This window comes from Gillisia sp. CAL575 (assembly GCF_000403785.1).
In the GTDB taxonomy this organism is placed as follows: Bacteria; Bacteroidota; Bacteroidia; order Flavobacteriales; family Flavobacteriaceae; genus Gillisia.
The window spans coordinates 308634-328418 of sequence record NZ_APHJ01000021.1; the positions used below are offsets into that span (position 1 = coordinate 308634).

The 19785-nt window shown below is 34.9% G+C and carries 16 protein-coding genes and 1 tRNA gene; 8 read left to right on the top strand and 9 right to left on the bottom strand.

Features of this window, described 5'->3' with window-relative positions; all coding sequences use genetic code 11:
- Window position 1: 1 nt before the first annotated feature.
- From I130_RS04170 to I130_RS04195, 6 genes are all read right to left on the bottom strand, one after another.
- Entirely contained in the window at window positions 2-439 is a 438-nt protein-coding gene (locus I130_RS04170) for a hypothetical protein (RefSeq protein ID WP_034919785.1), read from the bottom strand.
- Between the two features lie 13 nt (window positions 440-452).
- Entirely contained in the window at window positions 453-1247 is a 795-nt protein-coding gene (locus tag I130_RS04175; RefSeq protein WP_034919787.1) for a MotA/TolQ/ExbB proton channel family protein, read from the bottom strand.
- A gap of 71 nt (window positions 1248-1318) precedes the next feature.
- A tRNA-Ser gene (locus tag I130_RS04180) sits at window positions 1319-1406 on the bottom strand.
- 73 nt (window positions 1407-1479) lie between these two features.
- Window positions 1480-2508, bottom strand: coding sequence for an asparaginase (locus I130_RS04185; RefSeq protein WP_034919790.1), 1029 nt, complete (start codon window positions 2506-2508; stop codon window positions 1480-1482).
- Window positions 2492-3634 carry a 1-acyl-sn-glycerol-3-phosphate acyltransferase gene (locus tag I130_RS04190; RefSeq protein ID WP_034919792.1) on the bottom strand — a complete coding sequence of 381 codons (1143 nt, stop codon included), beginning with the start codon at window positions 3632-3634 and terminating at the stop codon, window positions 2492-2494. Before I130_RS04190 ends, I130_RS04185 begins: the two co-directional genes overlap by 17 nt.
- A 55-nt stretch (window positions 3635-3689) precedes the next feature.
- Window positions 3690-4457 carry a TatD family hydrolase gene (locus I130_RS04195; protein WP_034919794.1) on the bottom strand — a complete coding sequence of 256 codons (768 nt, stop codon included), beginning with the start codon at window positions 4455-4457 and terminating at the stop codon, window positions 3690-3692.
- 51 nt (window positions 4458-4508) lie between these two features.
- On the opposite strand from I130_RS04195, the gene I130_RS04200 reads away from it, so the two are divergent.
- Together I130_RS04200 and I130_RS16880 are read left to right on the top strand one after the other, a co-directional pair.
- Window positions 4509-4946 (top strand): retropepsin-like aspartic protease, encoded by a 438-nt coding sequence (locus I130_RS04200; RefSeq protein ID WP_034919796.1) that lies wholly within the window; start codon window positions 4509-4511, stop codon window positions 4944-4946.
- A 60-nt stretch (window positions 4947-5006) separates the two neighbouring features.
- Window positions 5007-5135: a hypothetical protein gene (locus I130_RS16880; protein WP_262489270.1), complete on the top strand. Its 129-nt coding sequence runs from the start codon at window positions 5007-5009 to the stop codon at window positions 5133-5135.
- A gap of 72 nt (window positions 5136-5207) precedes the next feature.
- On the opposite strand, the gene odhB is transcribed toward I130_RS16880, so the two are convergent.
- Complete coding sequence (gene odhB / locus I130_RS04205; RefSeq protein WP_034919798.1) at window positions 5208-6497, bottom strand: 2-oxoglutarate dehydrogenase complex dihydrolipoyllysine-residue succinyltransferase; 1290 nt, start codon at window positions 6495-6497, stop codon at window positions 5208-5210.
- 75 nt (window positions 6498-6572) lie between these two features.
- Entirely contained in the window at window positions 6573-9350 is a 2778-nt protein-coding gene (locus I130_RS04210; RefSeq protein ID WP_034919800.1) for a 2-oxoglutarate dehydrogenase E1 component, read from the bottom strand.
- 111 nt (window positions 9351-9461) lie between these two features.
- Here I130_RS04210 and I130_RS04215 point away from each other — a divergent pair, with 111 nt between their 5' ends.
- Window positions 9462-10010: a hypothetical protein gene (locus I130_RS04215; protein WP_034919802.1), complete on the top strand. Its 549-nt coding sequence runs from the start codon at window positions 9462-9464 to the stop codon at window positions 10008-10010.
- On the opposite strand, the gene I130_RS04220 is transcribed toward I130_RS04215, so the two are convergent.
- On the bottom strand, window positions 10007-10981 hold the full coding sequence (locus I130_RS04220) for a polyprenyl synthetase family protein (protein ID WP_034919804.1): 975 nt from the start codon (window positions 10979-10981) through the stop codon (window positions 10007-10009). The genes I130_RS04215 and I130_RS04220 overlap by 4 nt on opposite strands.
- 138 nt (window positions 10982-11119) lie before the next feature.
- Here I130_RS04220 and I130_RS04225 point away from each other — a divergent pair, with 138 nt between their 5' ends.
- From I130_RS04225 to aspS, 5 genes are all read left to right on the top strand, one after another.
- Complete coding sequence (locus I130_RS04225; RefSeq protein ID WP_034920476.1) at window positions 11120-11728, top strand: TetR/AcrR family transcriptional regulator; 609 nt, start codon at window positions 11120-11122, stop codon at window positions 11726-11728.
- Complete coding sequence (locus I130_RS04230) at window positions 11728-13092, top strand: TolC family protein (RefSeq protein ID WP_034919805.1); 1365 nt, start codon at window positions 11728-11730, stop codon at window positions 13090-13092. Before I130_RS04225 ends, I130_RS04230 begins: the two co-directional genes overlap by 1 nt.
- A gap of 22 nt (window positions 13093-13114) precedes the next feature.
- Window positions 13115-14281, top strand: a complete 1167-nt coding sequence (locus I130_RS04235) for an efflux RND transporter periplasmic adaptor subunit (protein WP_034919806.1) — start codon at window positions 13115-13117, stop codon at window positions 14279-14281.
- A 9-nt stretch (window positions 14282-14290) separates the two neighbouring features.
- Window positions 14291-17809: an efflux RND transporter permease subunit gene (locus I130_RS04240; protein ID WP_034919808.1), complete on the top strand. Its 3519-nt coding sequence runs from the start codon at window positions 14291-14293 to the stop codon at window positions 17807-17809.
- Window positions 17810-17935: 126 nt separating this feature from the next.
- On the top strand, window positions 17936-19684 hold the full coding sequence (aspS, locus tag I130_RS04245) for an aspartate--tRNA ligase (protein ID WP_034919810.1): 1749 nt from the start codon (window positions 17936-17938) through the stop codon (window positions 19682-19684).
- Window positions 19685-19785 lie beyond the last annotated feature (101 nt).

A 19785-nucleotide genomic window follows, 5' to 3' on the forward strand; every position in this document is an offset into this window, starting at 1 on the left:
TTTATTTTATTAATTTTCTTATTCCAGAAAGTACCATTGCTCCAACAGCAATTGCTGCTAGAATATAAAATACTACCAATCCGGCACCAACCCAATGGTCTCCACTTGCAGATAGTGTATCACCATCCTTAAGTTGAACTTCTGTTCCATCAGTTAAGACGTAAGCTATAACTACTACAAGTACAAATGCTCCTACTGAAATTAATGTGTTCTTCACGTTTCCGGAGAACAAACCTTTAATTACAAAGAAACCAACTATCAATATACAGATAGCCAATACAATATAGCCAACCCACATCATAGGTTCTAGTAAACTATTTTGATCTGCCGCTGAGGCGGAAATAGCATCATCACCAGCTATAATAATTCTACCCAAAAGGATAAGACCTATTACACCAATAACAAGTGCTAAATATTTTAAAACTTTGTGTATGGTCATGATTTATTATTTCTTAGATTCTTTTTTTGTTTTTGTAATCAACTAACATGTCGATCAATAAGATAGAAGCATCTTCCATATCATTTACAATACTATCAATCTTAGCGATAATGTAATTATAAAAAATTTGAAGAATAATAGCTACGATCAAACCAAATACAGTTGTAAGAAGTGCTACTTTAATACCACCTGCTACCAATGAAGGTTGCATATCTCCTGCTGCTTCAATTTTATCAAAAGCTTGGATCATCCCAATTACTGTTCCCATGAAACCTAACATCGGAGCCAAAGCAATAAATAAGGATACCCAAGAAACATTCTTCTCAAGTTGTCCCATTTGCACACCACCGTAAGCAACAACAGCTTTCTCAGCCGCTTCAATACTTTCGTCTGCACGATCAAGCCCTTGGTAATAGATAGAGGCAACTGGTCCGCTTGTATTTCTACAAACTTCTTTAGCAGCTTCTACTCCACCGTTATTCAATGCATCTTCAACATCCTGAGCTAATTTCTTAGTGTTTGTTGTAGATAAGTTTAAAAAGATAATTCTCTCGATGGCAATGGCCAAACCAAGAATTAAACATAGAAGTACGATACCCATAAATCCGGCACCACCTTCTATAAAACGCTTTTTAAGTTCTTGGTGAAAACCTAAATCTTCCTCTTCTGTGTCGAGGCTTGCTTCGTCATCCTGAACAATCGTCTGGATATTATCAGGTAAGATGTTTACATTAATTGTCGCATTAGCTTGTGCGGCTCCAAATAACATAATCGAAGCGATTACCAAAGTTGAAAATAATCTTTTCATTACTGTTTGTCTTAAATTAATTAGTTAAAGGGTTAAAGATATAAAAATAAACTTTTAATAAAAATAAATTGCAGAGAGGAAGGGATTCGAACCCTCGATACGCTTTTGGCGTATACACGCTTTCCAGGCGTGCGCCTTCGACCACTCGGCCACCTCTCTAATTAGCTTATTTTAATTAGTGAGCCAAATAACAAAAAAAAATTATTACCATCAAAATAAGTATCGTTAATATTTATAACATTTCCCCACGTAGGGAAGTCTCATAAATGGTTTTGAATACTTTAGGTGATAATTCTTTTCCTAAAAGGTACATTAATTTCGCTATTGCTGCTTCTGTAGTAATGTCTTTCCCAGACACCACTCCTATTTTCTTTAATTGTGTACTTGTCTCGTAATTACCCATTGCCACACTACCTGCGACACATTGAGTAACATTTATGACCACTAGACCTTTAGAAATATGCTTTTTTAGCAAATTAATAAACCATGCATCTGTAGGTGCATTTCCGCTACCAAATGTCTCTAATATGACACCTCGTAGATTTTTCTTAGACAAAATATGCGCTACAGTACTTTCAGTTATCCCCGGAAACATCTTCAAAATAAGCACATCTGAGCTAAAATCTTTGTGCAGTTTTAACTTTTTTCTCCTATTTGTAGACCAAAGAGCCGAATAATTGACTGATAAATATACTCCAGACTCTGCTAAAGGCGGATAATTTGAAGATGAAAATGCTTGAAAATGTTCTGCATTGATTTTTGTAGTCCTGTTAGCTCTGTATAATTTATATTCAAAATAAAGACAAACTTCAGAAATTACCGGTCGCCCTTGCTTCTGTAAGCCAGCAATTTGGATACTAGTAATTAAATTTTCTTTGGCATCGGTTCTTAAATCACCAATAGGTAATTGAGAACCCGTAAAAATTACTGGTTTTGTAAGATTTTCGAACATAAAGCTTAAAGCAGAAGCAGTATAAGACATCGTATCGCTTCCATGTAGAACAACAAAGCCATCATACTCTTCATATCTTTCTTCAATAATCTCAGCAATCTGAACCCAATTCACAGGATTCATATTCGAAGAATCTATAGGCTCCTTAAAACTTATAGTATCTATAGAATGTTCCAGAAGTTTTAGTTCAGGAATATTTTGAAGTAATTCACTAAAGTTAAAAGCTTTTAAAGCTCCTGTTTCAAAATCTTTGATCATACCGATGGTTCCGCCGGTATAAACCAATAAAATATTAGATTTTACTTTCATTTAGGGCTTCATTGTTTATCACAGGATTAGCATACATTAATAAATAGCTATTAACTTCCAATGCATTTTTAACATCTACCCTTCGAGTTAATCTTCTTTCAAACTGTCTTTTTTCCTTATCTGTATATCTGCTAGCATGTGCTTCAGAATTAGTTAAAAGATCACAGGCTACATAATTTGCAGGCCAAAGTTTGTAATTTTTATATATTTTAGAATCAATTGCACCAGCAATAGCTTGCAGTTGATCGTTAACAGAATGTTCTGTTTTCTCTAATTCATTAAACCAATTTCCATCTAATATTTCTCCCGCAGTGATATGGATTCTTCCTTTATTACCTAATGCTCCTTTTAATATAGAATTGAAATCTTCATGCTCAGATTTTTTATAAACCTCTTCATTTCTCTTAGCCATTAACTCTGGCATTTTAAGAACATCTGTAGGGTCAAACTCATAAGAAATAGAGACTGGGACAATTTTAATTTTTGAAAAATATTGAGAAATACTCATATCGCCCTTAGCCATTGCCAGCATTTTAAGCACCCCTTGTTGAGTAACATCATTGCCGTCTTTGGTACGACCTTCCCGTTGAGCCATCCAAACAGATCTATTCTCATCTACTAATAAATGTCGAATATATTGTGAAAGGTTCATTGAACTGCGCAGCATCTCTCTAGGAGTAAGTCCACGCTGAACAAGAAAATTCCTGTTTAGTCTTGATAATAATAATAAAAACGGTTTTTGTACCAGATTATCTCCAATTGCGGAAGCAGTCATTACTAGATCCTGCTCATATAAAGCGCAATTAATAAGACTAGTATCTAATATGATATCTCTATGATTAGAAATAAACATATAGGATTCATCTTTTTTAAGCTTATCAAAACCGCTATAAGAAAGTCCTTCAGAGCTTTTCTCTAATACTTTTTTTACAGAATGATAAATGACTTTTCCTTGAAAATCTCGTATAGAATGGCAATCGCTTAAAATTTCCTTAATCTCCTCAAAGGACATCTCTGGAAATGTAAACTGTAATAACGTTTTAATCATTGGGTGATTCGCATACTTATTTAAAGCAGCTTGCACCTCATTATCATTATAAAATCTTATTTCTTCGAAGTTGGACACAGATAATTTTTGGTTAGCTTAACAAATGAACAAAATAATATACTAATTCACCACATTACACCCCAAATATATCTTTGGAGTTTTTCGTAGTAATAGCAGCAACCTCTTCTAGATCGAGTTCGTAAAGAGCTGCTATTTTTTCTGCTATTATCTGAATATAAGCACTTTCATTTCGTTTACCTCTATATGGCACTGGAGCTAAATAGGGTGAATCTGTCTCTAAAACGATATGTTCTATAGGTATTTCAGATAGAAATTTATTTATCCCTCCATTTTTAAAGGTTACAACACCACCTATTCCAAGCTTCATATTATAAGATATCGCTTTTAAAGCCTGCTCTTTATTGCCTGTAAAACAATGAAAAATTCCGAAAAGATCATCTCCTTTCTCAGATTCCAAAACTTCAAATACCTCATCAAAAGCATCTCTACAGTGAATTACGATTGGCAGATTTTTGGATTTAGCCAATTGGATTTGCCTTTTAAAAGCAATTTGCTGTTCCTTTAGAAGTATCTTATCCCAATAAAGATCTATCCCGATTTCACCAACAGCATAAAAGTCTCTGGTTTTAAACTGCTCCTCTATATGTTGCAATTCTTCTTCAAAATTTTCCTTAACAGAAGTTGGGTGTAATCCCATCATTAGAAAAACATTTTCTGGAAATTGAGCTTCTAAAGAATACATGCTGGAAGTGTGGGTAGAGTCTATAGCAGGAATAAAAAAGCGACTAATCCCTTTTTGAATAGCTTTTTTAATAGCCTCTTCCCTATCGGCATCAAAATCTTTACTATATAAATGAGTGTGCGTATCTGTTAAAATCATAATTGCAAAAATAATTTATTTTGAAGACCTATCTTTGCCAAAAGATAAAGAATGTTATCCCTCAGGAAATTATTAGAGAGCAAAGGCTATCATCGTATAAAATTAAAATTTACAGAAACCAATCATTTTGAACTGGTTGCAAAAATAAATGAAGTTCAAGGGAATTTCATACTAGATACCGGTGCTTCTAGTACATGTGTAGGTTTTGATGCTGCTTCACATTTCAAACTACTAGGCGAAGATAGCAAGATTAGAGCTGCAGGAGCTGGCGCTAATAACATGCTAACCCAGATCGCATTAAAGAATAGTATTGAGATTGCAGGCTGGAAAACGAAAAAACTAGACCTGGTTCTTTTTGATCTTAGACATGTAAATGAAGCTTTAGTAAATCATAAAGCCGAAAAAGTGCATGGAATTCTGGGTGCGGATATATTAAAAAAAGGAAAAGCAGTTATAGATTATAAAAATAAAGCCTTGTATTTGAAATAAAACAGAAAAATGGGGAAAAACCCCCAATAGATTTTCCATTCTTTCCTGTTAAATTTGAATATGAAAATAGATATCATAGAAAGTTTAGCGAAGAAAAAAGGATTTACAAACGCGGCATTTGTCTTGCTTACTATAGCAGTTATTGCCATCCTTTTGTTGAATATTTTCACATTGGTGGCACTATTTTAATTGGGATAAGCCAAAAAAAAAGCTCGCAACTTTATAAGTTGCGAGCTTTTTTTATTTACTAATTCTCTAGAACTATAGTTCCAAGGCTCTTTTCACATCATTATCCATTAATAATTCTTCTGGATTTTCCAATGCTTCTTTTACCGCAACCAAGAATCCAACAGATTCTCTACCGTCAATCACTCTGTGATCATAAGATAAAGCAACGTACATAATCGGTCTTATCTCTACGTGGCCATCTATTGCAACTGGTCTTTCTACAATATTGTGCATTCCTAATATTCCACTTTGAGGTGGGTTAATAATAGGAGTAGATAACATAGATCCAAAAACACCTCCATTTGTAATTGTAAAAGTACCACCTGTCATTTCATCTACCGTAATGTTTCCGTCTCTAGCTCTTAGCGCAAGACGTTTCACATCTTCCTCTACAGCTCTAAAGCCCATGTTTTCTACATTACGCATTACAGGAACCATAAGTCCTTTAGGACCAGAAACTGCAATACTAATATCTTTGTAATCATGTTTTATTTGGTAATCCCCATCTATCATAGAGTTTACGTCTGGAAATAACTCCAAAGCTCTCACTACAGCAAGGGTAAAGAAAGACATAAAGCCTAATCCAACACCATGCTTATCTTTAAACTCTTCTTTATATTGTTTACGCAAAGAGAAAATGGCAGACATATCTACTTCGTTAAATGTAGTAAGCATAGCAGTTTCATTTTTCACACTCACTAAACGCTCTGCTACTTTACGACGTAACATAGACATTTTCTTGCGCTCTTCACCTCTTTTTCCAATTCCCGGAGTTCCCATAGAAGCTTTTGCTTTTACAGCATCTTCTTTCATTATTCTTCCATCACGACCAGAGCCAGAAACAGATTTAGAATCGATCCCTTTTTCATCTAAGATTTTCTTTGCTGAAGGAGATGGAGTTCCAGTAGCATAAGTTTTATCTTGTTGCTGAGAAGGAGTTGAAGGTTTAGAAGGCGTTTGAGTTAAGGCTTCCGCTTTATCGCTTTCAGCTTTAGTAGAAGTCTCCTTTCTTTGTTCTTTTACTTCCTCTTCTGCAGATTCGTCCTTAGATTTTTCTACAGCTTTATCGCCTCCACCTGGTTTTGGCGCATCTGTATCTATTAAACAAACTACCGCACCAACAGCAACAGCATCGCCTTCTTCAGCTTTTAATGTAATTATTCCGCTTGCTTCAGCAGGAAGTTCTAAGGTTGCCTTATCGCTATCCACTTCAGCAATAGGCTGATCTTTTTCTACATAATCTCCATCTTCTACTAGCCATTGAGCAATTTCAACCTCTGTAATAGATTCTCCTGGAGAAGGAACTTTCATTTCTAAAGCCATGATCTTTTGTTTTATATTTTTGAATCTTCCTTATTTCTAAGAAAGGATATTTTATTAATTATTATTGGAGTTTGATTAAACCATAGTTTTATCAAACACGCTTGCAATTACTTTTTCGTGTCGTTTTTTATACCTCACTGAACTACCAGCGGCCGGTGATCCATAGAATTTTCTACTACATACTCTGAAGTGTTTGGCCTCATCAAAATGTAATAATAAATAACTATAGGCACCCATATTTCTAGGTTCTTCTTGAGCCCAAACAATATCGTCTGCGTTCTTATATTTGGCCATTACTTCTTTTATCTTCTCTTCAGGCAATGGAAATAGTTGCTCTACTCTAACCAAAGCGATATCATCTCGCTTATTTTCTTCCTGATATTCTAAAAGATCATAATAGAATTTACCTGTACAAAATACCAAAGATTTTACTTTATCTACATTGGCAGAAGCATCATCTATAACTGTTTGGAACGTACCTGTTGCAAATTCTTCTTTGGTAGATAATACTTTTGGGTGCCTTAGCAAACTCTTTGGAGTAAATACTATTAATGGTTTTCTATAATTCACTTTCATTTGTCTTCTCAACAAATGGTACATATTTGCAGGAGTCGTTACATCTGCAACAAACATATTATCTGTGGCACAAAGTTGTAAAAAACGTTCCATTCTTCCTGAAGAATGTTCTGCTCCTTGCCCCTCATATCCATGAGGCAATAGCATTACTAATCCGTTTTGCAATTTCCATTTATCCTCTGCCGCAGAAATATACTGATCTATCATTATTTGAGCACCATTCACAAAATCTCCAAACTGAGCTTCCCATATGGTTAAAGTATCTGGACTTGCCATAGCATAACCATAGTCAAAACCAACTACACCATATTCAGATAACAAAGAGTTATATATGCTAAAGTTTCCTTTTTTATCGGGAATGTTATTATGAAGAATGATCTCTTCTTCACTATCTTCTACTTTCACAACAGCATGTCTATGAGAAAAAGTTCCTCTCTCTACATCCTGCCCGCTCATTCTCACACTATAACCTTCAGTCATTAATGTACCATAAGCTAGCAATTCTGCCATCGCCCAATCTAATTGATCAGTTTCAAAATACATTTTTTCACGAGCCTCAATCAGTTTCGCTATCTTCCTAAGGAATTTTTTATCCTTCGGAAGTTTTGTGATCACCTTTGCAACCTCATCAAGAACTTTAATATCTATAGTGGTATCTACAGGAGCCATCATTGTATCTTCCTGTACATTTTCATATCCTTCCCATTCATCTTTCATGAAAGGAGTGATCCTTGTAGTATCTTCTTTTCGGGAATCTTCTAATTCCTCTTCTAATTTCGATTTGTATTCCTCTTCCAGCTTTTTAACATAGCCATCATTTATGACGCCGCTTTTAATCAACTTTTCAGCATAAATATCTCTCGGATTTTCATGCTTAGCAATCGCTTTATATAATTTTGGCTGAGTGAATCTTGGCTCATCCCCTTCATTATGTCCATATTTTCTATATCCTAACAGATCTATAAAGACATCTCTTTTAAATTGCATTCTAAAATCTAACGCAAATAAAACGGCATGAACAACTGCTTCTGCATCATCTGCATTTACATGCAAGACAGGCGATAAGGTTACTTTTCCAACATCCGTACAATAAGTAGAAGAACGGCCATCTAAATAATTCGTAGTAAATCCTATTTGGTTATTCACTACAATATGAATAGTTCCGCCAGTTTTGTAACCCTCCAATTGTGCCATTTGCACTAACTCGTATACTAAACCTTGACCCGCAATTGCAGCGTCACCATGTACTATAATTGGAAGAACTTGAGAAAAGTCATCCTTATAATGCCTGTCTTGTTTTGCTCTTGCAATTCCTTCCACTACCGCACCTACCGTCTCTAAATGAGATGGGTTTGGGGCAATATTAATATTTATCTCTTTACCATTGGTCGTAGTTCTACAACTTGTCCATCCTAGGTGATATTTAACATCTCCATCAAAAATGTCCTGCTCATAATCCTTTCCATCAAATTCACTAAAGATATCTTTTGCACTTTTTCCAAAAATATTGGTTAGTGCATTCAATCTTCCCCGGTGAGACATTCCCATTACAAAATCTTTCACGCCAACATCTGCCGCTTTTTCAATAATGGTATCTAATGCAGGGATCAAACTTTCATTACCCTCTAAGGAAAATCTTTTTTGTCCTACATATTTTGTGTGTAAGAAGCTTTCAAAAGAAACTGCATTGTTAAGTTTTGAAAGTATATTCTTTTTCTCAGCATCAGTAAACTTCGGCTGATTGTCATTAATGTTTAATTTTTGTTGAATCCACTCTATCTCTTCCGGCTTGCGGATATACATATATTCTACACCAATAGATTGGCAGTAGATTGTTTCAAGATGTTTTACGATCTCCTTTAGAGTGGTGGGACCAATTCCTATTATATCTCCAGCACTAAAGGTTTTATCAAGATCATCGTTAGATAATCCGAAGTTTTCTAATGCAAGGGTTGGTACATATTGCCTGCGCTCGCGAACTGGGTTAGTTTTAGTAAATAAGTGACCACGTGTTCTGTAACCGTCAATCAATCGAATTACCTGAAACTCTTTTTTAATATTTTCAGGAATTTCTGTAGCGGCAAAGTCTTGTTTTTCAGCACCATTATCTTGGTAAGATCCTTCCGGAAGCTCCCCATTTTGCTCCATTCCAAAGTCAAAACCTTGAAAAAATGCTCTCCAGCTAGGTTCTACACTATCTGGATTTTGTAAATACTGATCGTAAAGATTTGCGAAGTAGGCTGTTGGTGCAGCGTTTAGAAATGAAAATTTGTCCATAGGTGGAAACTAATGTTTCTTTTGTATTAAAACATAGCAAAAATACAATTTTTAGAATTTATAGCTTATAGAATTTCTTATATTTATCCTCCATCTTATAAGAATTTTAACATGTTTAGCTATAGAAACCACACTCCAAATATATTTTTGTTCATTTTTATGATCTCTTTTATAAGCTCGGGGAATCTTATTGCCCAGAGCACAAAACCTACACAGGTTAATCGAAATGATTTTTGGAATTCTGTGCGTTTTGGTGGAAGTTTAGGATTAAATTTTAGCAATAATGGATTTACTGGAATAATTGCACCTTCTGCTATTTACGATTTTAATGAAATTGTTTCTGCAGGAGTAGGATTAAATGCCGCGTACGCTAAACAAAATGAATTTAAGACAACAAGTCTTGGTGGCAGTCTTATCACTTTGATAAATCCAGTGAGATTTCTACAATTATCTGTAGAATTTCAAGAGTTAAATATTAATAGAAAATATGAACTCAATGGATTAGACCTTAAAGAAAATTATTGGGTTCCTGCATTGTTTACAGGAATTGGATATAATACAGGAAATGTTACTGCTGGGATAAAATATGATTTGCTCTATGATAGTGAAAAAAGTTTTTATAGCAGCGCTCTTATGCCATTTGTGAGCCTCTATTTTTAAACCTCCCGCTCCATCAAAGAAGCTCCAAACTGCTTTAACAAAGCTTTCTTATCCTCAGGAATATCGATATTATCTAATACCTGAAAGGCTTTATTGGTATATTTTTCTATCTCTACTCTTGTAAGTTCTGCCGCCCCACTTTCTTCAAAGATCGTTTTAACTGCTTCTATTTTCCCTGTTGTATCCATTGGATTAATAGAATAAAGATCTTCTAGATTATTTGCGTCCAATTTCGCAGAATTCTCCAAAGCCTTTATATATAAGAAAGTCTTTTTGTTTTCTATGATGTCACCACCTAATTGCTTTCCAAAAGTATCTGGATTACCAAAAGCATCCAGATAATCATCTTGTAATTGAAATGCAATTCCTAGTAATCTACCGTATTGATAGACAGATCGCTTACAATCTTCTGAAGCTCCCGCGACGATAGCACCCATTTGCAAGGAAGCTCCCACTAGAACCGCAGTCTTATACTCTATCATTTTTAGATAATCTTCTATTTCCACATCTTCCCTACTCTCAAAATCTATATCATACTGTTGCCCTTCACAAACCTGAATCGCAGTTTTCGTGAATAATTGTGCCAGCTCTTTAAAAATTGACCCTTCATAATGCTCAAATAACTGGTAAGCATTTATAAGCATAGCATCTCCAGAAAGTATACCTGTGTTAAGATCCCACTTTTCATGAACTGTTGCCTTACCTCTTCTTATTGGAGCTGCATCCATTATATCGTCATGAACCAAAGAAAAATTATGAAAGACCTCGATCGCCAATGCTGCAGGAAGCGCTTTTTGATAAGGAGCATCAAAGATCTCTGCACTCATTAAAACTAGAACTGGTCTTAAGCGTTTACCACCCAAGTTTAATATATAAGTAATGGGCTCGTATAAATTATTTGGCTCTTTAGTTTTTACAGTTGTATCTAAATACTCTAAGAAAGCGTCATGGTATTGGGCAATAGTGTGCATTATGCAAATTTTTCGGCTAAAATACCATAAATGATATTAATACGAATTTCAACAACCTATTAAATTGCTGTAAATATTTTGGAAACTTTTGTGGTTTCTAAAGTTTCCTTCTTACATTTGCAAAAATTTTTTATTAATTTGAAAGATCAAATAATTAATACCGCAGCAGAGCTTTTTCTTAATCTTGGATTTAAGAGCGTAACTATGGATGATATTGCCAATGAGTTAGGTATATCTAAGAAAACCATTTACTCTCATTTTTCAACCAAGACCAAATTAGTAGAAGCTAGCACCCTTCATATCTTATCACAGATATCTTGTGGGATAGAAACGATTATTAGTCAGGAAAAGAATGCCATTGTAGAACTCTTCGATATAAAGAATTTTGCAATGAAACACTTAAAAGACAACAAATCTTCGCCTCAATTTCAGCTAAAAAAATACTATCCAAAGGTATTTAATTTAGTTCAGAAAAATCATCTTCAGATCATGGAAGGTTGCGTACTTAAGAATCTTGAAAAAGGAATTAAAAATGGATTGTACCGAGAAAATATTCCTTTAGAATTCACAAGCAAGATATATTTTGTAGGAATGATGGGCATAAAAGATGAATATCATTTCCCTTTAGAAAAATTTTCAAATGAATTATTAGAGAATTTCTTGGATTATCACCTTAGAGCAATCGTTACTGAAAAAGGTTTAAAAACCTTAATTACATTATTAAACAAATCACATTTGAACAACTAATGAAAAAGATCTTTTTTATATTTTTTCTTCAGTTAGCTGCCTTTGCACAAGCTCAGGAAGAAAGCACGACTTCACAAAAAACATTTACACTTGAGGAAGCCATTTCTTATGGTTTACAAAATAGTTATAATTCTGAAATTGCGCGTAAGGATGTAGCTATCGCTTTAAAACAAAAATGGGAGATCATATCACAAGGTTTACCCCAAATTAGTGGAAATGCGGAATACAGAAACAATCTTAAACAACCCGTAACCTTAATTCCAGGCGAAATTGCGGGTGGCCAGCCTGGAACCTTTGTTCCGGTTACTTTTGGTACAAAACAAAATTTAAGCGCAACTGCTACTTGGAATCAATTAATATTTGATGGTTCTTATATTGTTGGAGTACAATCTGCTAAAACCTTACTACAAATCTCTGAAAATGCTAAGGTTAAGACCGATCTTAGTGTAAAAGAGGCGATTACAAATGCATATGGAAATGTGTTGCTAGCACGTGAGAGTGTAGAAATCGCAAAACGCAATTTAGAAACTATAGATAAAAACCTGAACGACACTAGAGTTACTTATGAGAATGGTCTTATTGAGGAAGAAGCAGTTGAACAGTTGGAAATCACCTTGCTTGGGCTGCAAACTAGCTTAAATAATGCAGAGCGTATGGAGGGGATTGCATATGATATGCTAAAAGTAAGCATGGGGATTCCCGTTTCTACTCCAATTACAGCTGTAGATAATTTAGAGCAATTAAGCACAGAAAATTTTGACTTACAGTTATTAATTAAAGAGATTTCTGTGGAAGATAATATAGACTACAGAATAGCAGAGGATCAAAGCAATCAAGCAGAGATTCTGGTTAAACTTGAAAAAAGTAAGGCACTTCCTAAGCTAAGCGCTTTTGTTAATTATGGTGCTCAGGCTAACGGTGATACTTTTAGTTTCTTCAACAATAATCAAATTTATTACGATCAATCGGTATTAGGTCTAAGCTTAAATGTGCCAATTTTTAGTAGCGGTATGAGAAGTGCCAGAACAGCACAAAAGCAAATTCAATATGAGCAAGCTTTAGTGCAACTTGAATTCACAAAAAATCAGGTAGAATTAGATATTCAATCTGCTAAAAACGATTATAAATTTAGTTTGGAGAATTATGCCAATAAGCAAAAGAGCTTAGATTTAGCGGAAAGAATAGAAAATAAAAACCAAGTAAAATTTTTAGAAGGCTTGACCTCTAGTTTCGAATTAAGCGAAGCCCAACAACAATTATATAGAGCACAACAAGATTACCTTCAAGCAATGTTAGAGGTAATCACTTCTAAAATAGATCTGGAAAACTTACTGGACACTACTAAATACTCAAAAGAAAATTAAAAATCTCTTCAATTTTAAGAAAATGAAAAAGCTATTATACATATCAATATTATCCATACTTCTTGCATCTTGTGGAAATGAAAAAAAGAATTCAGTAGAAGCGGTATTAAAGTCCAATGACATTGAAACAATTCAGAAAAAAAGAGATGAATTAACTACAGAACAGCAAGAAATTCATTCAAAACTAAAGGAATTAGACAACAAATTAGCGGAGCTAAATCCAGAAAAAAATGTACCCTTAATTACCTCTTTCAAAGCAAAAACCGAAATCTTTAATCATTTTCTAGAACTTCAGGGAAGCGTAGAGACCAAGCAGAATGTGGTTTTAAATGCTGAAATCAGCGGGATTCTTCAACAGATATATGTAAAAGAAGGTCAAAAAGTGAGTAAAGGACAGTTGCTTGCGAGAATAGATGATGGTGGAATGAGCCAACAATTGGCTCAAATGCAAATTCAAGCAGATCTGGCTAAAACTACCTATGAACGACAAAAGCGGCTATGGGATCAGAAAATTGGAAGTGAAATCCAATATTTACAAGCAAAGTCCACTTATGAAGGTCAGCAGAGTGCTGTGAACCAAATGAAAAGTCAGTTATCTAAATCTACCGTTACTGCTCCATTTGCAGGAACTATAGATGATATTATTACCGAACAAGGTAATGTGGTGTCTCCAGGACAAACTCCAATTTTGCGTATTGTAAATCTTAGCGATATGTATATTAGAACAGATGTTCCAGAAAGCTATATAGCAGATGTGGTAGAAGGAAAAAATGTAGAAGTAACTTTCCCTGTTCTAGGAAAAACTGTGGAGACTAAAATTAGACAAACTGGGAGTTTTATTAATCCAGACAACAGAACTTTTAATGCTGAAATTGAAGTTCCAAATAAGGAAAAATTGATCAAGCCGAATTTAACGGCTCGTTTAAAAATAAACGATTATACCAATGATAAAGCTTTAATGATCCCACAAAATATCATTTCAGAAAATGCAAATGGAGAACAGTATATTTATATTTTGGATAGTATAAATGGTCAAAAAGCAATTGCAAAACAAACCATTATCAAAACTGGTAAAACTCAGGGAGATGTAATTGAAGTTTTAGAAGGTGTGAAAGATGGAGATGAAATCATCAAAGAAGGCGCTAGAAGTGTGAAAGATGGTCAAACTGTAAAGATTATAACTTACTAAGATTACGTAATGTCAAAAAAGAACAAAAATATCGAGAAGGAATTCAAGATGTCCTCTTGGGCTATAAAGAATAAGACCACCATTTATGTGATGATGGCTATTATTCTTTTCTTAGGGATTTCTGCATATTTCACAATGCCAAGGGAAAGTTTTCCGGAGATCCAAGAAACCAAGATCTATGTAAGCTCTATATTTCCTGGTAATACCGCAGAAGATATTGAAAAACTGATCACTAATCCATTAGAAGATAAACTTAAAACGGTAAGTAATGTAGTAGAAATAACCTCTACCTCACAAGAGGACTATTCTATGATCGTTATAGAATTTGATGAGGGTATCGCGGTTGAACTGGCTAAACAAAAGATTAAAGACGAGATAGATTCTGAAACATCGGGAGAAGATTGGCCAACCTTTAATGGTGCCAAAGTAGAACCAAATGTTTTTGAGTTGAGTATGTCTGAAGAAGTGCCGATTCTAAACATCAATATCTCTGGAGATTATCCTGTAGCTAAGTTGAAAGAGTTTGGGGAATACCTTCAGGATGAAATTGAAAATCTGCCTGAGATCAAGAAAGTTGATATTCGGGGAGCGCAAGAAAAAGAGATCGAAGTTGCTGTAGATATCTATAAGATGATGGCTTCTTCTGTAAGCTTCCAAGATATTAGAAGCGCAATTAGTAATGGAAACATGACGATGTCTGCGGGGAATTTTATTGCTAGCGGACAGCGTAGAACCATTAGAATTATTGGAGAGATCGGTGATCCATCAGATCTTGAAGATTTTGTGGTAAAGTCTGAAAATGGTAATAATGTTTACTTAAAAGATGTTGCTACAATTGCATTTAAAGAGAAAGACCGTACCACTTATGCACGTGAATTCGGAGATCAGGTAGTAATGCTTGATGTTAAAAAACGTGCAGGAAAAAATATGGTTGCTGCTGCAGAACAAATTGATGTTATTGTTAAAGATGCTCAAGAGAACATATTTCCTTCCAATCTTAAAATCACTATTACGAACGATCAATCTTCCAAAACCATTGGTCAGGTTGATGATCTTGTGAATAACATCATTTTCGGGATCATTTTAGTGGTAACAGTATTAATGTTCTTCTTAGGATTCAAAAATGCCCTTTTCGTAGGATTTGCAATCCCAATGTCTATGTTCATGTCACTAGTGATTTTGAATCAGCTTGGGTATACCATGAACACTATGATCCTTTTCGGGTTAATTATGGGGCTTGGAATGCTTGTAGATAACGGGATAGTAGTTGTAGAAAACGTATACCGACTGATGGATGAAGAAGGCATGAGTAGGATTAATGCAGCAAAAGAAGGAATTGGAGAGATTGCCTTACCTATAATTATTTCTACCGCAACAACTGTTGCTGCTTTTATACCTTTAGGTTTATGGCCTGGAGTAATGGGGCAATTCATGATCTATTTCCCTATCACCTTATCGGTAGTATTAGGATCTTCCTTATTTGTAGCAATCTTCTTTAACTCTGTTTTGGTGTCTCAATTTATGACTACCGAGGACAAAGATCAGCCACGAAAAAGAATTATTACGGTGTCTTCAATAATTGCTGGAATTGGTTTGCTAATCTTCATTTTTGGCGGAGAATATAGAGCATTAGGTACAGTAATGATCTTTACTGCGATCACAATGTGGCTTTATAGATGGTTTATAAGGAGAATGGCTAACAGTTTTCAGAATAAATCTTTAGTAAAATTAGAGAACTGGTATGAAGGGAAACTAACTTCCTCGTTCAAAAGCAAACGTCCATATTGGATCGTTGGAGCTACTTTCTTATTATTAATAGTCGCTTTTATGGCTTTTGGTGCCTCTTTAGCTTCTCAAAGAACAAAAGTGGAATTCTTTCCCGATAACAAACCTAACCAGATCATTGTATATATAGAGTACCCACAAGGAACTGATATTGCAAAAACCAATGCCATCACAAAAGAGATTGAAGGAAAGGTTTATAAGGTATTAAATAGCCCTGAATATACTGAGGATGGTTATAATTTCTTAGTGGAAAGTGCAGTTTCTCAAGTTGGTGAAGGTGCAGGTAATCCACAAACCGATGGAGGTTCTGCTGCAGAAATGCCGCATAAAGGAAAAATCACTGCTTCCATGAGAGAATATAAATATAGAAAAGGAGCAGATAGCGAATTATTACGCCAGAAAGTTCAGGAAGCCTTAGTTGGTGTTTATCCTGGAGTATTAATATCCGTAGAAAAAGATCAGAATGGACCGCCATCTGGAGCTCCAATTAACATTGAATTGGAAGGTGAAGATTACAATGAATTAATTGCTACTGCTGAAAAAATGCGGGAGTTTATCAATAGTAAAAACATCAATGCAATAGATGAATTAAAGATTGATGTGAACAAGGATAAACCTGCAATGCAAGTAATCATAGACCGTGAAAAGGCTGGAGAACTTGGAGTTAATGCAGGGCAAGTTGGTCAGCAACTTAGAAATTCTATTTTTGGAACCAAAGCTGGAGTTTATAAAGAAGCGGGAGAAGATTACGATATATATGTAAGATTCAATGAAGAAAGTAGATACAATAGTAGCGCACTTTTTAATCAGACTATGACCTTTAGAACTAACACAGGGCAATTACGAGAAATACCTGTTTCGGCTGTAATATCTAAAACAAATAGTTCTGGATTTAGCGCTATAAAGCATAGAGATACGCGAAGAGTTGTAACAGTTTATTCTGCTTTAGCTCCTGGATATACAGATGCTGGAGCTGTGGTAAGTCAAGTTCAGAATGAGATGAGAGGTTTTGAAGGACTCTCAGATGATATCAAAGTAGATTATACAGGGCAAATTGAAGAACAAAATAAGCAACAATCATTTTTAATGGGCGCATTCTTTAGCGGACTTGGTTTAATCTTTCTTATCCTGATCTTCCAATTTAATTCAATCTCGAAACCATTAATCATCATGATCGCGATCTTCTTGAGTTTTATTGGAGTTTTTGGAGGAATCGTTATTTCTGGAGCTCCATTTGTAATTATGATGACTATGATGGGTATTATCTCTTTGGCAGGAATTGTAGTGAACAATGGAGTGGTGTTGCTGGATTATGCCCAGCTACTCATAGATAGAAAGAAAAATATATTGAATTTAGGAAAGGATGAATACCTGGATAAAGATGAGCTTTTAAAAACTATTATTCTTGCCGGGAAAGCCCGTTTAAGACCGGTATTATTAACCGCTATTACTACCATCTTAGGATTAATTCCTTTGGCAATTGGATTAAATATAGATTTCTTTAAGCTGTTTGCGGAGTTTGACCCCAACATCTATTTTGGAGGAGATAACGTTGTTTTTTGGGGACCTTTAGCTTGGACCGTGATCTACGGACTTATAGTTGCAACCTTCTTAACTTTAATAATTGTACCAATCTTATTCTACATTGCAACAAGATTGAAAATGTGGTTACATTTTAAAACGACTTCAGAAGATGTAGTTGTTAATAAAGAAGGACTTCAAACTACAGAAATAACAGAATAAATACTAGTTTTTAACAGAGATAAAAACCTTTCAACCTTTAAAAGTTGAAAGGTTTTTTTATGTCTCAATTCTTCAGTGTAACACTTAATCTTCTTACTTTTGCAAACCAAAATTCAATAGTGCGTTATGTATAGAAGTCATACTTGTGGAGAATTAAGAGAAGCTCATATAAATGAAGAAGTTACCCTATCTGGTTGGGTTCAAAAGACCCGAAATAAAGGATTTATGATCTGGGTAGACCTTAGAGATCGTTACGGGATGACTCAACTTATTTTTGATGAGGAACGCACATCTTCAGAAATGATGGAAAAAGCGGCACAATTAGGTCGTGAGTTTGTGATCCAAGTTACTGGAAAAGTGATTGAGCGAGAATCTAAGAATCCGCAACTTTCAACAGGAGATATTGAAATTTTAGTTTCTGAACTTAAAATTCTAAATGCTTCTTTAACTCCACCATTTACTATTGAAAATGAAACTGATGGCGGAGAAGAACTTCGTATGAAATATCGCTATTTGGACATCAGGAGAAATCCTGTGAAGGAAAATCTAATGTTTCGTCATAAAGTGGGAATGAAAGTTAGAAATTACCTTTCTGAAGAAGGATTTATAGAAGTGGAAACTCCATATCTTATTAAATCTACCCCAGAAGGTGCACGTGATTTTGTTGTGCCAAGTAGAATGAATGAAGGACAGTTTTACGCCTTGCCACAATCTCCGCAAACCTTTAAGCAATTGCTTATGGTTGGTGGAATGGACAAATATTTCCAGATCGTGAAATGTTTTAGAGATGAAGATCTTAGAGCAGACAGACAACCTGAATTTACTCAGATTGACTGTGAAATGGCATTTGTAGAGCAAGAAGATATCTTGAATATTTTTGAAGGATTAACACGCCATTTACTTAAAGAAATTAAAGGTGTTGAAATAGGTGATTTCCCAAGAATGACCTATGCAGATGCTATGAAAAAATATGGAAACGACAAACCAGACATTCGTTTTGGGATGGAGTTTGCAGAATTAAATGATCTTGCAAAGAACAAAGGTTTCAATGTTTTTGATCAACAAGAACTAATTGTTGGAATTGCAGTTCCAGGAGCGGCAACTTATACTAGAAAGCAGATTGATAAGCTAATTGAATGGGTAAAGCGTCCACAAGTTGGCGCAAACGGTATGGTTTGGGCAAAATACAATGAAGATGGAACTTTAAAATCTTCTGTAGATAAATTTTATTCTGAAGAAGACTTAAAAGCTTGGACCGAAGCAACAGGAGCAAATCCTGGAGACCTTATTTTAGTAATGTCTGGAGATGCTAATAGCACTAGAGCACAATTAAGCGCTTTAAGAATGCATTTAGCTACCGAGCTTGGATTGAGAAATTCTAGAGAATTTGCGCCGCTATGGGTAGTAGACTTTCCGCTTTTAGAATGGGATGAAGATACCAATAGATATCATGCAATGCACCACCCGTTTACTTCTCCAAAGCCAGAAGATATCGGCATGCTTGCTACAGACCCTGGTAAAGTAAGAGCAAATGCCTATGATTTGGTGATGAATGGAAATGAAATAGGTGGAGGTTCTATTCGTATTCACGATAAAGAAACTCAGGCAATGATGTTCGATTATTTAGGATTTACCCCAGAAGAAGCAAAAGCACAATTCGGATTTTTGATGGATGCTTTTCAGTTTGGAGCACCTCCACACGGAGGAATTGCTTTTGGATTTGACAGATTAGTAGCAATCCTTGGAGGACATGAAACTATTAGGGATTATATCGCATTTCCAAAGAATAATTCGGGTAGAGATATAATGATAGACGCTCCTTCGAAATTAGATAATGCTCAACTTTCAGAATTACATTTGAAGGTCACAGAATAGTAAAAACTCATTTTAAAATAAGTACAAAAACCTTTCAGGAGTTTTATTGATAACGAATAGAACTCCTAATTCGTTTTAACTTAATATATTAGCACTAATTT

What these genes read in the sequence shown, in the direction of transcription:
- I130_RS04235 (WP_034919806.1), top strand. Translation starts at nt 13,115, where the DNA reads ATGAAAAAGCTATTATACATATCAATATTATCCATACTTCTTGCATCT.
- I130_RS04170 (WP_034919785.1), bottom strand. Translation starts at nt 439, where the DNA reads ATGACCATACACAAAGTTTTAAAATATTTAGCACTTGTTATTGGTGTA.
- I130_RS04220 (WP_034919804.1), bottom strand. Translation starts at nt 10,981, where the DNA reads ATGCACACTATTGCCCAATACCATGACGCTTTCTTAGAGTATTTAGAT.
- I130_RS04240 (WP_034919808.1), top strand. Translation starts at nt 14,291, where the DNA reads ATGTCAAAAAAGAACAAAAATATCGAGAAGGAATTCAAGATGTCCTCT.
- I130_RS04175 (WP_034919787.1), bottom strand. Translation starts at nt 1,247, where the DNA reads ATGAAAAGATTATTTTCAACTTTGGTAATCGCTTCGATTATGTTATTT.
- I130_RS04230 (WP_034919805.1), top strand. Translation starts at nt 11,728, where the DNA reads ATGAAAAAGATCTTTTTTATATTTTTTCTTCAGTTAGCTGCCTTTGCA.
- I130_RS16880 (WP_262489270.1), top strand. Translation starts at nt 5,007, where the DNA reads ATGAAAATAGATATCATAGAAAGTTTAGCGAAGAAAAAAGGATTTACA.
- I130_RS04210 (WP_034919800.1), bottom strand. Translation starts at nt 9,350, where the DNA reads ATGGACAAATTTTCATTTCTAAACGCTGCACCAACAGCCTACTTCGCA.
- odhB (WP_034919798.1), bottom strand. Translation starts at nt 6,497, where the DNA reads ATGGCTTTAGAAATGAAAGTTCCTTCTCCAGGAGAATCTATTACAGAG.
- I130_RS04200 (WP_034919796.1), top strand. Translation starts at nt 4,509, where the DNA reads ATGTTATCCCTCAGGAAATTATTAGAGAGCAAAGGCTATCATCGTATA.
- I130_RS04215 (WP_034919802.1), top strand. Translation starts at nt 9,462, where the DNA reads ATGTTTAGCTATAGAAACCACACTCCAAATATATTTTTGTTCATTTTT.
- I130_RS04185 (WP_034919790.1), bottom strand. Translation starts at nt 2,508, where the DNA reads ATGAAAGTAAAATCTAATATTTTATTGGTTTATACCGGCGGAACCATC.
- aspS (WP_034919810.1), top strand. Translation starts at nt 17,936, where the DNA reads ATGTATAGAAGTCATACTTGTGGAGAATTAAGAGAAGCTCATATAAAT.
- I130_RS04195 (WP_034919794.1), bottom strand. Translation starts at nt 4,457, where the DNA reads ATGATTTTAACAGATACGCACACTCATTTATATAGTAAAGATTTTGAT.